This window comes from Pokkaliibacter sp. MBI-7, assembly GCF_029846635.1.
Taxonomy (GTDB): Bacteria; Pseudomonadota; Gammaproteobacteria; order Pseudomonadales; family Balneatricaceae; genus Pokkaliibacter.
The window spans coordinates 950,016-964,003 of sequence record NZ_JARVTG010000002.1 but is presented as its reverse complement, the minus strand read 5'-3'; the positions used below and the strand labels follow the sequence as shown (position 1 = coordinate 964,003).

The 13,988-nt window shown below is 56.7% G+C and carries 20 protein-coding genes; all 20 read left to right on the top strand.

From position 1 onward, the window contains the following. The first annotated feature begins 3 nt into the window (after window positions 1-3). The 20 genes from QCD60_RS24085 to QCD60_RS23990 all read left to right on the top strand — a co-directional run bounded on the left by QCD60_RS24085 (window position 4) and on the right by QCD60_RS23990 (window position 13,988). Window positions 4-192 carry a hypothetical protein gene (locus tag QCD60_RS24085; RefSeq protein ID WP_279789200.1) on the top strand — a complete coding sequence of 63 codons (189 nt, stop codon included), beginning with the start codon at window positions 4-6 and terminating at the stop codon, window positions 190-192. A 17-nt stretch (window positions 193-209) separates the two neighbouring features. Then, window positions 210-1,490: a phage portal protein gene (locus QCD60_RS24080; protein ID WP_279789198.1), complete on the top strand. Its 1,281-nt coding sequence runs from the start codon at window positions 210-212 to the stop codon at window positions 1,488-1,490. Then, window positions 1,487-2,443 carry a S49 family peptidase gene (locus tag QCD60_RS24075; protein WP_279789195.1) on the top strand — a complete coding sequence of 319 codons (957 nt, stop codon included), beginning with the start codon at window positions 1,487-1,489 and terminating at the stop codon, window positions 2,441-2,443. The genes QCD60_RS24080 and QCD60_RS24075 overlap by 4 nt, the downstream gene beginning before the upstream one ends. A gap of 152 nt (window positions 2,444-2,595) precedes the next feature. After that, entirely contained in the window at window positions 2,596-2,883 is a 288-nt protein-coding gene (locus tag QCD60_RS24070; RefSeq protein WP_279789193.1) for a hypothetical protein, read from the top strand. 216 nt (window positions 2,884-3,099) lie between these two features. Next, window positions 3,100-3,462 (top strand): hypothetical protein, encoded by a 363-nt coding sequence (locus QCD60_RS24065; RefSeq protein WP_279789191.1) that lies wholly within the window; start codon window positions 3,100-3,102, stop codon window positions 3,460-3,462. Between the two features lie 117 nt (window positions 3,463-3,579). Then, on the top strand, window positions 3,580-3,846 hold the full coding sequence (locus QCD60_RS24060) for an antA/AntB antirepressor family protein (protein ID WP_279789189.1): 267 nt from the start codon (window positions 3,580-3,582) through the stop codon (window positions 3,844-3,846). Window positions 3,847-4,106: 260 nt separating this feature from the next. Then, entirely contained in the window at window positions 4,107-5,159 is a 1,053-nt protein-coding gene (locus tag QCD60_RS24055) for an antA/AntB antirepressor family protein (protein ID WP_279789187.1), read from the top strand. Between the two features lie 76 nt (window positions 5,160-5,235). Next, window positions 5,236-6,171, top strand: a complete 936-nt coding sequence (locus tag QCD60_RS24050; protein WP_279789185.1) for a hypothetical protein — start codon at window positions 5,236-5,238, stop codon at window positions 6,169-6,171. A 62-nt stretch (window positions 6,172-6,233) separates the two neighbouring features. Further along, on the top strand, window positions 6,234-7,544 hold the full coding sequence (locus QCD60_RS24045) for a phage major capsid protein (protein ID WP_279789183.1): 1,311 nt from the start codon (window positions 6,234-6,236) through the stop codon (window positions 7,542-7,544). An 82-nt stretch (window positions 7,545-7,626) separates the two neighbouring features. Next, the gene (locus tag QCD60_RS24040) at window positions 7,627-7,881 is read left to right on the top strand and encodes a hypothetical protein (protein ID WP_279789181.1); all 255 of its coding nucleotides are present in this window, start codon (window positions 7,627-7,629) and stop codon (window positions 7,879-7,881) included. Then, on the top strand, window positions 7,881-8,462 hold the full coding sequence (locus QCD60_RS24035; RefSeq protein WP_279789179.1) for a hypothetical protein: 582 nt from the start codon (window positions 7,881-7,883) through the stop codon (window positions 8,460-8,462). The genes QCD60_RS24040 and QCD60_RS24035 overlap by 1 nt, the downstream gene beginning before the upstream one ends. A gap of 24 nt (window positions 8,463-8,486) precedes the next feature. Then, window positions 8,487-8,804: a phage head closure protein gene (locus tag QCD60_RS24030; protein ID WP_279789177.1), complete on the top strand. Its 318-nt coding sequence runs from the start codon at window positions 8,487-8,489 to the stop codon at window positions 8,802-8,804. 74 nt (window positions 8,805-8,878) lie between these two features. After that, window positions 8,879-9,490, top strand: a complete 612-nt coding sequence (locus QCD60_RS24025; protein WP_279789175.1) for a type VI secretion system-associated protein TagO — start codon at window positions 8,879-8,881, stop codon at window positions 9,488-9,490. 61 nt (window positions 9,491-9,551) lie between these two features. Then, window positions 9,552-10,103 carry an HK97 gp10 family phage protein gene (locus QCD60_RS24020; RefSeq protein WP_279789172.1) on the top strand — a complete coding sequence of 184 codons (552 nt, stop codon included), beginning with the start codon at window positions 9,552-9,554 and terminating at the stop codon, window positions 10,101-10,103. Continuing rightward, window positions 10,100-10,789: a hypothetical protein gene (locus QCD60_RS24015; RefSeq protein WP_279789170.1), complete on the top strand. Its 690-nt coding sequence runs from the start codon at window positions 10,100-10,102 to the stop codon at window positions 10,787-10,789. Before QCD60_RS24020 ends, QCD60_RS24015 begins: the two co-directional genes overlap by 4 nt. Window positions 10,790-10,863: 74 nt before the next feature. Next, a complete protein-coding gene (locus QCD60_RS24010) occupies window positions 10,864-11,229 on the top strand; it encodes a hypothetical protein (protein ID WP_279789168.1) in 366 nt (121 codons plus the stop codon). Between the two features lie 58 nt (window positions 11,230-11,287). Continuing rightward, a complete protein-coding gene (locus QCD60_RS24005) occupies window positions 11,288-11,431 on the top strand; it encodes a hypothetical protein (protein ID WP_279789166.1) in 144 nt (47 codons plus the stop codon). 276 nt (window positions 11,432-11,707) lie between these two features. Then, window positions 11,708-12,733 (top strand): Bro-N domain-containing protein, encoded by a 1,026-nt coding sequence (locus QCD60_RS24000; protein WP_279789164.1) that lies wholly within the window; start codon window positions 11,708-11,710, stop codon window positions 12,731-12,733. Window positions 12,734-12,840: 107 nt separating this feature from the next. Further along, on the top strand, window positions 12,841-13,026 hold the full coding sequence (locus QCD60_RS23995) for a hypothetical protein (RefSeq protein WP_279789162.1): 186 nt from the start codon (window positions 12,841-12,843) through the stop codon (window positions 13,024-13,026). Continuing rightward, window positions 13,026-13,988 (top strand): hypothetical protein, encoded by a 963-nt coding sequence (locus QCD60_RS23990; protein WP_279789160.1) that lies wholly within the window; start codon window positions 13,026-13,028, stop codon window positions 13,986-13,988. The genes QCD60_RS23995 and QCD60_RS23990 overlap by 1 nt, the downstream gene beginning before the upstream one ends.

Sequence of the window (13,988 nt, the reverse complement as noted above, 5' to 3'; positions counted from 1 at the left end):
CCCGTGAGATTCATCGCCTTCCTCACCTGGGTCATTGGCCTGAGTGGCTTTGCCGTGCTGATAGCAGGCATCGCCATGATCCACATCCCCAGCGCCATGATCGTCGCTGGCACCGGCATGCTTGGCTGGGCATGGCTGGCAGACAAAGCCGTCGCCAGCCATCGCGCCCGGCAGCCCACCCACACCCCCTAAGCAGCGCAGGAGCCACCATGTTCTTCACCAGCCAACGCCTTGGCGACAGCGCAGACGTCGGCACCGTATCAGACAGCACCAGCAGCTTCTGGCGTGGCCTGATCGGCTCCGGCAGAGCCGTCACTGGTGTCAGAGTCACAGCAGAATCCGCCATGGCCCTGACCGTCCTGCAAAACTGCGTCAGCCTGCTGGCCGAAAGCATCGGCCAGCTGCCCCTTGAACTGTACCGGCGCAAAGAAGGTGGCCAGCGCGAAACAGCCAGCCACCACCCGCTGTACGACGTACTGCGCTACCAGCCCAACCCCTGGCAAACCGCCTACGAACAGCGCGAATTCAGCCAGCTCTGCCTTGGCCTGCGCGGCAACGCCCTCAGCCGCATCGAGCGTCGCAACGATGGCAACGTCGTCGGCCTATACCCGCTGGAGCCGTCACGGGTCATCGTCTGCAAAGGCGCAGACCTGCTGCCGTATTACCGCATCGACGGCAGCGAGCCCGTGCCCATGCGGCTGATCCACCACGTTCGCTGGCTCAGCAAAAACAGCTACACCGGCCTGTCGCCCATCGAAGTGCATGCCGACGCCATCGGCATGGCACAGGCCGTGCGGCAATACACCGGCAAATCCTTCGCCAATGGCACTGCCGTATCAGGCGTGATCGAGCGGCCACGCGAAGTGCAGCCCATCAGAGAACAGGCCACCATCGACCGCATACTCGACGCCTGGCAGACCAAGTTCGGCGGCATCGACAACGTCAAAAAGGTCGCCATGCTGCAAGAAGGCATGACCTTCAAACCGGTCTCCATGACCAACGTCGATGCCGAAATACTCGGCATCCTCAAGGCCACCGCCGTCGACATCGCGCGGATATACAAAATCCCGCTGCACATGGTCAACGACCTCGACAAAGCCAGTTACGCCAACGTCGAAAACCTCGTGATTCAGTACGTCGTCTTCACCCTCATGCCGTGGGTAAAGCGCCATGAACAAGCCATGATGCGAGACTTCCTGCTGCCGAAAGACCGGCGGGACTACTTTATCGAATTCAACCTCTCAGGCCTGCTGCGAGGTGACCAGAAGAGCCGCTACGACGCCTACGCCGTTGGCCGGCAATGGGGCTGGCTGTCCGTCAATGACATCCGCAGGCTCGAAAACATGCCCCCGGTCGAGCACGGCGACATCTACCTGAGCCCGCTCAACATGGTCGACATCGCCAACGGCTACCCCGACACAACCAACCCCGACGTGCGCGCCAGCCTGCAAGAGCAGCGCACACTGATAGACAGGATGCTCGCCGCATGAAACGACACCTCCGCGCAGCCAGCCTGCTGTTTAACCAGCCGCTGCTGACCACGCCCGACATGCTTGATCTGGCCGTGCGCTGGGCCAACCAGACCATGCACCTCAACATCATCAACCTCAGCGTCGGCCAGATCACAGAGCCACGCATGCTGGACGATGCAGACTACCCCGACCCGCAGGCCATCCGCGAAGAACAACGCCGCCGCACCATCGCCGATACCGGGGTCGAAGTGATCCCCGTGCACGGCGTGCTGGTCAGCCGTGGCGCGCACCTCAACCCCTGCGAAACCATGACCAGCTACGAAGGCCTGCGCAGCCAGATCAACCGCGCTGTGGCAGACCCCATGGTTGAACGCATCGTGCTCGACATCGACAGCCCCGGCGGCAGTGCGGTCGGCGCCTTCGAGCTGGCCGCCGACATCCGCGCGGCCACGGCCAGCAAACCCATCACCGGGCTGGTCAACTACATGGCCTATTCCGGTGGCTACCTCATCGCCTCTGCCTGCAGCGACATCATCGTCAGCCAGACCTCCGGCGTAGGCTCCATTGGCGTCATCGCCAGCCACCTCGACCGCTCCAAACTGGAAGAAGGCATGGGCGTCAAAATCACCACCGTCTACCGAGGCGCCCACAAAAATGACCTGACGCCCCACGCACCGCTGAGCGAACAGTCACTCAACGTGCTCGAAGAGATCGTCGAAGAGAGCTACCAGATGTTCGTCAGCGCCGTGGCAGACTACCGCAACCTCAGCACAGCCAGCGTGATGGCCACCGAAGCAGGGCTGTACCGTGGCAAAACCGCCATCAGCGCCGGGCTGGCTGATCGGCTGGAATCACCGCAGGCAGCCGTCGACAACATCGCCCGCGCCATTGCCACCAGCCGCACCGAACGTCAGCAGGCCCGGCGCATCGGCATACGGGCACGCGCACTGGCCGTGCAGGCGAGGCTGTGAGGGGCTCTTGTTGAGCTATGATGGCTCTGGCAGAGATTGCAACTGGCTACCCGGTACAGAGCAGGCGGTGTGATTTAGTTTGGCGCGAGGGTAGTTTTTTAAAAACTGGTTGATATATACTTTGTATATACAAAGTAGATACAGGGAGTGTCATGGAGTTAGTGATCAGCAGTAACATACGCCAGAAGCTTGCATCTAAGCATGGCGTAAGTGAAGAGGAGATCATCCAATGCTTTGCCAACAAAGATGGTAAAGATCTATTGGATGAGCGGGAAGAACACTACACTGACCCACCTACACGGTGGTTTGTGGCCGAAACGGATTTCGGTAGAGTTCTTAAAGTCATGTATATCTATGACCCCGAAATTGGGGTAATCATCAAGTCGTGCTACGAGGCGACAGAAACAATACAGCAGATTTACCGAAGGCACGCCTACTGATGTAGGCGTCTTAACTACGCTGGCTCACTAGCAAAAACTACTTTGTATAAGGGAACTCAAGTTCCCTAAAAGCGCACCTTAAATGAGGTGCTTACTGCCTTTTCAGGACTCCCCTGTAAGGATGTGACTGCTTTCAGCAGTCGAAATGCTGTCGGGCTTCAATCCGCAGCAATGATGGCCGTACACATCCCGTATCGCCATATGAAGGAGCTAAGCATGAACGAACAAGCCAAAATTCCAGGAACTGCAGAAGCGTGGGAATCAGGCGAGTTAGGTCAGGATGAACGGTTCGTTAAAGTAGCAGATCCGATTGACGAAGCGGCGCTGAACGATGCGCTGGATCTGCAGTTGATTTCAATCCGCCTGCAAAAAGCGCTGATTGAAGACTTTAAAATGATCGCCAAAGCTAACGGCATTGGCTATCAACCGTTGATCCGTCAGGTACTGAAGCGGTTTGCCGACTCAGAGAAAAAACGCCTGATCCGTGAAATGATGGCAGAGCGCGAACAGCGCGAAGCCTTTGAAGAGCAACAAGCGAAGAAATTGCAGGAAGAAGCCGAGCGCAAGCAGTACGCGTGATTCGTATCGGAACAACCTGCCTGACCAAAGCCCAGCACCGCTGGGCTTTGTCGTTTCTGTGCCGCCGGGAGGGCGACAGTCATACAATACCTTCGGGAAAAACTGTCCGCGGTCCGTTTGAACCGTTTCGAACCTCCCGGCACCCACACCCTGTACCAAACTCGTGAACGCCATACATTTCTTGGTGTGGGCAAAGTTTTCGCTGCTTGGGTTCAAGAGCGAATCGAACAGTACGGCTTTATAGAAAACCAAGACTACCTGTTAACGGTTTCCAAAACGGGAATCCGTCGAAACGTTACGCAAAAGGATTACCACATCACCCTCGACATGGCCAAAGAGCTGGCGATGGTCGAACGCAACGATAACGGCAGAAGTGCACGTTGACAGGCGTAACCCCCACTGCCTACACTTGTCAGCACTGAACTCATAAGCGGACATCCGCACCCGACAGCCTTTGCGGTTTTTTTGTGCCCGTAAAAAGGTACAAACTCGCCTATACGAAAGTAATGGCCGGGTGGAGAGGCGTTAATACAATACCCTTCGGGGGAATAGGCCCGAGCAGCTTATGAGGCTCAGTTGACACCCGGCTGCCAGCGACTAACTGGCAGACCGCTACTAACTAAACTCATAAGGAGGCCATCCCCATGGCTAACCAATCGCATGCACTGGTACCCGTGTTCAACGGTGTACTTGATAACCAGACTACTCAACTTGTTGATGCCCGACAGCTCCATGCTTTCTTGGAGGTGGGCAAAGACTTTTCTACGTGGATCAAAGATCGAATTGAAGTCTACGGATTCGTCAAAAACTCTGACTTCATAGCTATTCCCCAAAACCGGGGAATAGGGCATGGGCGTGGTAGAACTGACTACCATCTAACCCTAGACATGGCCAAAGAGCTGGCGATGGTTGAGCGTAACGATAAAGGCAGAGAAGCCCGGCGCTACTTTATCGAGTGCGAAAAGCGCCTTCACCAGCAGAGCACACACCCCGCACTGGCCAGTGACAGCGGCAAGCCCTACACCCTGGCCTATCAGGATGGTCGCCACTTCCGTATCATCGTTGAGCCGGGCCGCATCTGGTGCCTTGAAGCCGACGTAATGCGCGTGCTCGGCCTGTACCGCCAGAGCCCGATATTGAAGCAGATTCCTGCAGAGCGTCGCAGCCGCCGCCTCTTCGGCAAGCAGGAATACCCCATGCTCGATGCCGCTGCGGTCAAATGGCTGGCGAATCCTGCCTATGCCGAGCAGGGCAAGGCCAAAGCATTGCAGCAGTTTCTGGAGCAACTGCAGGAAAGTGAACTGTTCAGCAGCGCCAGGCCCAGTGCAGAGCCGGTCAGCCGTGATCGCCTGACCAGCGCCCGCGACGCAGCCAGCCAGTATTACCATGAATGCCAGAAGGTGCTGGCCAACGCAGGCGTCGCCATGCCCCAGCCACAGATAGATCAGGAAAGCGCCGCCCTCGGCCTGCTGACCGAGCTGCTCACCCAGCAGCGTTTTGTGCTCCAGCTCGACCACAACCTGCAAATGCAGTTAGCGCCGATCCCCCAGAGCGCCGTATTCATCAACCCGGCCGATGCCGCAAGCATCACCCAGCTGGTCAAAGAGCGCGTACCCGCGCAGCTGCTACCCGTCGTCATGGAAGCCGGGCTGCAACGCCTGACCCAACTGACCGGCCAGTATTTAACGCAAGGCTGAGTTAAGTCACCACCCGGAGTGGAAAGCCAGCATGGTGACAGCTATGCTGGCTTTTTTTCTAATGGAGATTTGAGCAGTGAGTGGAGATAAAAAGGAAAAAGACTCGACATGGGTTATTTCTACTATTGTAGGGATCATAATTGTCGCCATAGGCATTTTGTATATATGGAAAGTTCAAATTCCTTATATAGGTGAAGGGTGTGGAAAAGACTGCACAGTTGATCACATTAAGCTCCGCGAACAATTCGGTGTTGTTGGAGATTTTTTCGGCGGTGTACTTAACCCTTTAATGGCCTTTGCTACGATTGTTTTGCTTATTATAACTTTAAGGCAAACTCAAGAGTCGCTGAGTATTTCCCAAAAAACACTAGAGCAAACTGAGAATCAGCTTGCTCTGAGTAAACAGGAAATGGAATTAACAAGGCAGGAGATGAAAGAAGCTACAACAATTCAAAAAGAAATTGATAATACTCAGAAACAGCAGAAGTTTGAAAGTACGTTCTTTATTCTTATTTCTCGTATTGAAGAATTGAGAAATAAAGTTACTAAACAGTATGAGGGTATCGACGATCAAGGTTTTGAGAATAAATTTCATGATCGTCTAAATTTTAAAGAATTTCATGAATTGGAAAAAGAACCAATACCTGAAATATATCAAACCTACTTATTCTCATTAGGTCACATTCTTGATTTTCTTAGCAGTAGCTCGTTGGAGAATTGTGATTTTTATAGAAATATCTTGAAAGATATAGTAGGAAAGACAGCACTTAGACATTATCTGTTTTTTGTAGTTTGGAAAAAAAATTTTGATGATGATGTTATTAAAAGTACAATTTTTCACGAAATAGATCTGAGTTTGACAATTAAAGAATTCATACAAGAACAAAGTGACCGCGTTTTGTCTAAAGATATATACAAAGAAAATATCAAACATTTCTTTGATAAGTTTTCATCACACTTAGAAGGTGCCCCTTTTCATAGGGAGTGGCTGAATGTCAAAAGCGATCTTTAAACAATAGGAAATTTTAAACCCGCCCCGGCGGGTTTTTTTTCGTCCGTAAAAAGGAGGACACCATGTCCCTTATTACCCAATTGCGCCATGAGCGCGCTGTAATTAATGATCAGCTTCAGGCACTGGGGCGGGTGGAAGCCGACGGCGGCACCCTGTCGGCTGAACAGCTGGCCGAGTTTGAAACGCTGGAAGCTCAGTTTAACGGCCTGAGCGACAAGCTGGCCCGCGCCGAAGCCAACGAGCGCCGCAATGCCCAGACCGCCGTGCCGGTGGAAGAGGGCGCGCAGGGCAACAAAGGCAGCCCGCGTATTGAAGGCCCCTTTGCTGCCGAGCTGCCCAAGGGCGCGCGCATGGCACAAATGGTGCGGGCGCTGGCCGCCGCCGGTGGCAACCAGCAGCACGCCGCCCAGCTGGCCGGTGATTACGGCATGAGTGCCGATGTCGCCATGGCCCTGAGCACCGTCACCCCCGGCGCCGGGGGCGTACTGGTGCCCACCAACTTCAGCGCCGAGGTGATCGAGCTGCTGCGGCCCAAGTCCGTGGTGCGTCGGCTTGGCACCGTGTCGCTGCCGCTCAACAACGGCAATCTGACCATCCCACGCATCAAGGGCGGGGCGGTCGTGCAATACATCGGTACCGAAGAAGATATCCCCGTCACCACCATGAGCTTTGAAGACCTCAAACTCAGCTCGAAAAAGCTCGCAGGCCTCGTGCCCATCAGTAACGACCTGCTGGCCTATTCCGGCACCAACCCCAACGTTGACCGGCTGGTGGTGAGCGATCTGACCGTGGCGATCGGCCTCACCGAAGACCTGCACTTTATCCGCGGTGCAGGCACCGGCAACCTGCCCAAGGGCCTGCGCTTCTGGGCGCCTGCCTTTAACGTGATCACCGCCCCGGCAGCCACCGACCGCGACACCGTCGAGCTGGCCCTGTCGAGCCTGATCCTGCGGCTGGAGAACGGCAACGCCAACATGATTGCCCCGGCGTTCATCATGGCGCCACGCACCAAACGCTGGCTGGCCTCCCTGCGCGATGGCAACGGCAATTTCATTTACCCCACGCTGGAAAACAACCTGCTCAAGGGCTTCCCGGTGGCCACCACCACCCAGATCCCCACCAATCTGGGCGATAACGGCGACGAGTCAGAGATTCACTTCACTGACTTTGCCGACTGCTTTATCGGCGAAGACGACGATATGGTGATCGACCTCAGCAAAGAGGCCACCTACAAAGACGCCGAAGGCAACATGGTCAGCGCCTTCCAGCGTGATCAGACGCTGATCCGCGTGATTGCCAAGCACGACTTCGGCCCACGCCATGTGGAATCCGTCGCGGTGCTGACCGGCGTCACCTGGGGTAAATCGCTCTAACCGATAGCCACACCCTCAGGGCGGGGCACCGCCCGCTCTGATATTCCCTTACTGAACTCCTCAACCCGACAGGTGACTCACCATGGCGACCGACATCGTGCGCTTTCTAAAACCCTGGCGCGGCTACGCAGCGGATGAAAAGGCCGGCTTCGAGGCCGACACCGCCGCCGTGCTGGTCGACAAAGGGCTGGCCGAATACAGCGGCAAGTCAGCCAGTAAAAAGAAAGCCAGCAAAACCAGAACCAGCAAAGAGCCAGACGCAACGAGCACCGTGGCCCCCTCGGCCCCCTCAACGAACGCACCCGACAACCCCGACGATGACGATGAGAAACCCTGATGGCCGAGCTGCTGAGCTATACCGGCGACGAGCCGCTGACCTTCGCACAGGTGGCAGCGCACTGCAGGCTGGATGACGACGACAGCGAGCGCGGCCTGATCGAGCAGATGCTGATCCCCGCGGCGCGGCAACAGGCAGAAGTCAAAACCGGCGCCGCCCTGCGTCAGGCGATCTACCGCGAATACTGGCCCAGCACGCGGCCAGACCATCAGCGGCTGGATAAAGGGCAGGTGCGGCGGCTGGTCGGCGTAGGGCAGTTTGATCTCTCGCCTGACTCGGCCAGTTACGGCGCAGTGCAGCCGCTGGCCATGCCGGGGCATATCGTCAACCGCAACGGCGAAGCCTTCCTGCATCTGACCGGCCCGCGCCCGCCGGGGTTGCTCATTGTCGATTACGAGGCCGGGGCTGACCTCAGCCACTACCCCGGCGTGGTGCAGTGGCTGCTGCTCACCGTGGCGGCGCTGTATGAAAACCGCGAAAGCCTGATTGTCGGCAATGGCGCAGGGGTGGCCATCGCCGAGCTGCCCGCCCGCTTTACAGACAGCCTGCTGGCCCCGCTCACGCTGCCCGGCCTGTTCTGACTCAACCACTGCGGAGGCACCACCATGCGTGCAGGCAAACTCAGGCACCGCATCACCCTGCTGCGCGGGGTGAAGGTGCACAACCGAACCGGGGAGGAAGTCACCGAATGGCAACCCGTTACTACCCGCCGTGCTTCCGTTATCGCCGTCAGTGGCAGCGAGAGCGACGCCGATCAGGGCACTGTCGCACACATCGTCTACGACGTGCTGCTGCGTTACCTCGACGGCGTCACCAGCGATATGCGCCTGCAGACCGGCGGCAAAACACTGGAGATCACCACCGCCTACGACCCCACCGGAAAGCGGGCACAGCTGCGAATACTGGCTAAGGAGGTGAAGTAACAGTTTGACATAAGTGTGATTGACCTCCTTGTGGGCGTGTATCTATAGTCAGCGTTTTGTAAGGGAGGTGGCGAATGAAAAAGTGGTTAATTGCAGCAATGCTGGCTGGCGTATCGCCTTTACTACACGCAGATGAAAAGCAGGAAATTGCCAAGTGTGCTGCAATCAAGGGCAACGGAGAGCGATTGGTGTGCTTTGATACTCTGGCAGAGAAGCTGGGTGTTGATAAGAACGTTGTGACAACGAAAGCTATCGACAAAGGAAAATGGGTCGTTAGAACTGAAACCTCACCTATTGACGACAGTACAAACGTATTTCTTACACTCGAAGCAGAGAACTACATTACCTCAAGAATGACAACCACCAAACCCACACTGATGCTCAGGTGCAAGGAAAATAGTACAGATGCATTCATCATCTGGGGGGTATATCTAGGGCTTGAGACAACGGAAGTTCTCACGCGGTTGGACAAGGAAAAAGCGAAAACTACTACGTGGACACTCTCAACTGACAACACTGCTACCTTCTACTACGGGAAAGATATTGCGTACATCAAGTCGCTGATGACCCATGATCAATTGTTGGCGCAAGTTACTCCATATTCTGAAAGTCCGGTAACAACTACCTTTGATCTGCGTGGATTATCAGAGGCTATCAAACCACTGCAAGAGGCTTGTAAGTGGTAAATCCCTTTTAACTTCATAGTTTTCAAACCCGCTTCGGCGGGTTTTTTATTTGGAGGTGCATATGTCGCTCGAACTGCACTACCAGCAGCAGATCAGTCAGGCACTGGATGATCTGGAAGCCGGCCTGCGTGACAAGGCCATTAAAGCCGGGCTGCGTTACGCCGCCCAGCCCGTCACCCGCGCCATGCGGCAAACGGCCCCGGTGAAAGACGGCGAACTAAAACGGGCCATTACCTCCCGCACACTGACGCCCCGCACAGCGCAAAAATTACGCGGCTTTACGCTACCGGAGATCGGCGCAGGTAAGGCCGGTGTAGCGGTCGGGCCGTTGCGCAAAGTGGGCGGCTACGCTCAGGACTACATCGGCAGCCTGAACGAGCACGGCGTTGAGGCGGGCATTCGCCGCCGTTCACGGCGCAAAACCCGGCAGATCGCGGGCCAGCGTAAGCGGGTACTGAACCCGGCATACAACCGTTTTTACTTTCACCCCGGCCAGCGCGCCACCTGGTTTATGCGCCGCGCCCTGAATGCCGCCGATGGGCAGATACTGCCGCGTTTCTATCAGGGCTTGCAGCGCTACCTGCAAAAACAGCGTAGCGAGGGGCCGCCATGATGATCGCAGCGTTGTTGCAACAGGCCGGGCTGACCGTCTGGCAACCACCGGCGACGGGGCTGGAGGCCACAATCGAAGTGCCGTCGCTGGTGGACAACCTCAGAGCCGCCTTTGAGCGCGTCTACCCGGTGCGCTTTACGGATACTCCGGCGATGCCCTTTGTGGTGTATCAGCCGGTCGGCGGCGCACCGGTGTACGTCGATGGTGTCGCTGTCGCCCGTGAGGCGCAGTTCGTGGTGACGCTGCGGCAGGGCAGCTTTCTGGCTCTGTCTGACACGGCAGACGTGTTGTTTACCGTGCTCGCCACTGACCCCAGCACCCAGATCACCGACCAGATGGTCGACAACGAGCTGGAGCAGTCACGCCTGCGCCTTGACGTGGAGCTGTCAGTGCTGCAACTGGCACACACGCTGCCTGCCGTCGCGGTATGGCAGGTGGATGAAAGCGCGGGGGAGTCTCTCGCGACCTACACCCTGCAGCCCATCACCCAGCGCTGGGCAGTGTGCCATATCTGCCAGCATGACGATCTGGAAGCACAGCGGCTGGCAGCCCGCACGGCCTTGCTCGGCCACGACATCGGAGGCCGTTATGAGCCGCTGGAGTTCGGCGGTGGCCAGCAGGTCGGGCAGTTTGGCCGGGTGTCGCTCTGGCGCGATTTCTGGACCCAGCGTCAGTACGTCAGATAGGTGCTATTCAAGGTTATTGACCGAATTAAGGGCGCATAACTATAGTTGAATCGTCAATTTAATGAGGTTCAGCCATGAGAGTTATTGCCTTGTCTTTTTTGCTGCTATCTGGATGTGCAGTGAATGATATTGCACATAGATATACGCCTACACCTGATCCCGACTTGACGGGCTATTGGGTGGGAGAGGGTGGTGGTCAAACTCAATATGTGAACATTAGGGCAGATGGCACCGGTGAGGAATGCTGGGAAACCCAAGGGCAATATAACTCAGCCCCGGCGGTGATTAGTAATGGAAAGCTCATCAGTAAAGGTGAGATGACTATTAAAAAAAACGGTCCGGACTATTTTCAGAAATGCATGTGGGGTATTTGCATAGACATGCACAAAATTCCATTTAACCGAGTCGCTGCTCAATGTAAGCAGTGGTTTACTCAATAACAGACCATTAATGCTAACCAGCCGCCTTCGGGCGGTTTTTCATTTCAGGAGATTCCCCATGCGTAGCCCCCTGAGCGGCGGCAGCTTTGTGCTGGTCGATGGACTGTGCATGCCTGACATGGTGGCAGAAGAGGGCGCAGCCGCGCCTGCCAGTAAAACCGCTTCGGCGAAAACCAAACCCACCACCGGGAGTAACAGCTGATGGCTTGACGCTATCCTGCAAGTCGCCCTACACTTCCCATGCCGGTGCAAAATCATTGGCCTGGGATTGGCGTCCCTGAAATCAAAGGTGGACAAAACCACCGCCTAATAGCGGTATTTTTTTGTCTTCGGCATGGTCACGCCTACATTATGGGCGGTCCGTGCGTGGGAGCCTTCGGGCTCGCCAGTCCCTTTGAGCTGGTACGCCAACCCGCACGGTTCCGCTCACCCAAATTGGCGTTTGGGTGCGGAAACTCAATATCAAAGGAGTTTCATCATGTCGAACATCATTCCGTTTTCTTTCGATCAACACGCCGTCCGCACCATCGAACAAAATGGCCAAGTCTGGTTCATTGCTGGCGACGTAGCCGCGGCTCTCGAATATCGCATGGCTAGCGATATGACCCGTTCTCTCGATGATGACGAGAAGGGTACGCAGATTGTGCGTACCCCCTCTGGCGATCAAGAAATTCTGATTATCAATGAGTCCGGCTTGTATTCTGCGATCTTGCGAAGCCGCAAGCCCGAAGCCAAACGCTTTAAAAAATGGGTCACCGCCGAAGTGCTGCCCGCCATTCGTAAAACCGGCCGCTACCTGCCACCGGAACTGCGCTTCCACGACTTTACCTATCACGACAAACCCCTGCGCATCACCGTGGAAGGCAAAGGCATCTGGTTAAATGCGGGCGATCTGACGCAGGCACTGGGTATTGTCGAGCCTTATAAAGCCTATGAGCGCCTGCCATCCTTCCATATCAAGCCCATGCAGCACCGCAAAGCCCAGCTGCGCATGGTGCATATCGACGCGCTGGAGCACGTCTACCTCAAAGCCGATGCCGAGCGGGTAGGGCCGTTCCGCCATTTTCTCGCGCAATTGCTGGCCACTTATCACTTCACCGATGCCCCGAGCACCGACATCAACACGCTGGCTCAGGCCCGACAGACCGCCCTGAGCTACTGGCAGGAGTGCGAGCTGGCGATGAAGCAGGGCAACGTGGCCATGCCCGCGCTGCCGGTGGATCAGTCCACACTGGCCATGGGCCTGCTAACTCAGATGCTGACCGAGCAGCGCTTTCTGTTGCAGTTCGACAGCCACCTGACCCCGACGCTGGTGCCCTTACAGCAGGATGCCGAAATAGTGCAGGTGAGTGATGCCCGGGCCATGGGCCGCCTGATCGGCGAGCGGATCAACCGCAAGGTGCTGACCGAGGTGATGCGCGTCGGTATAGACCGGCTGGCCTGTGAAGTGAGCGGTGCAGTCATGCCGTCAGCAGCAGGAACCCATCGAAGCGACTATGCGTGAGGCAACTCATTCGTAGCACCATAGGAATCCCCTGCCTTTAGGCAGGGGAGGATGTCACGTCACATCACACCGCCTTCGGGCGGTTTTTTTATTTCAGGAGATTCCCCATGCGTAGCCCCCTGAGCGGCGGCAGCTTTGTGCTGGTCGATGGACAGCGCGTGCCTGCCGCATCGAAACCGAGTGCCGCAGCGCTACCTGACACGGTGGCAGAAGAGGGTGCAGCCGCGCCTGTCGAGCCTGCCAGTAAAACCGCTTCGGCGAAAACCAAACCCACCACCGGGAGTAACAGCTGATGGCCATGCAACCTATGACATTCCGGCAAAAAATCCTGCTGGCTGCCATTCAGTCGACCAGTGGCGCACCTGTCGGCCTCACCGGTGCCCATGCCATAGACGTCAATAATCTGGTGATCAGTTACCAGCAGGGCGACGCTATCAGTAAAGAGGTAGACCGTCTGGGTGAAGGCAACTTCGGCGAGATCAAAACCAAACTGCGTACCGAGCTGAGCTTCGAGGTGTATGCCGCCGGAGCCGGGGTAGCCGGTACGGCGCCGGGTTATGGCCCGTTGCTGCGGGCCTGTGGCTATGCCGAAACCCTCACCGCCGGTACCGCCGTGACGTACGAGCTGGCCGATGGCAACTACGAAATGATCACCGCCGCCTTTATGCGGGTGGCGGCGGGCAACAAGATGCAGCAGCACATTATTGATGGCGCCCGGGGTCTGGTAGAGCTGAGCCTGAAAGAAGGTGAGCTGCCCAAATTCAGCTTCAGCAGCATGATGGGCGGCTACAACGCCCCGTCTGAAGTGGCTGTGCTCACGCCGGATACCAGCGCCTTTAAAGACCCGGTGCCACCGAGTGCGGTCAACACGCCCACCGCCACAGTAGACGACATTGATATTGCGCTCACGGAACTGACGCTGGCCAGCGGCGGCACGGTGGAGCGCATCGACCGGCCGAATCAGAAAGAAACGGCGCTCTACAAGATGCAGCCCACCGGCAAGCTGACCTTTATTGCCCCGGCGTCACTGGCCGCCGTGAACTGGTTCAGCAAAACCCGCTCAGATAACGGTGTGCAGGTCAGCACCCTGAAGGTCGTGCACGGCACCGTGGCGGGCAACATCATCGAGCTGGAGGTGACAGCCCAGCTGACCAACCTGTCGGAAAGCGAAATCAACGGGCAGGTGGCTTACTCCTTTGACCTCAAACCCCTGCCTAACGCCAGTAACGTGGGCATCAAAATCACGGTGCGCTGA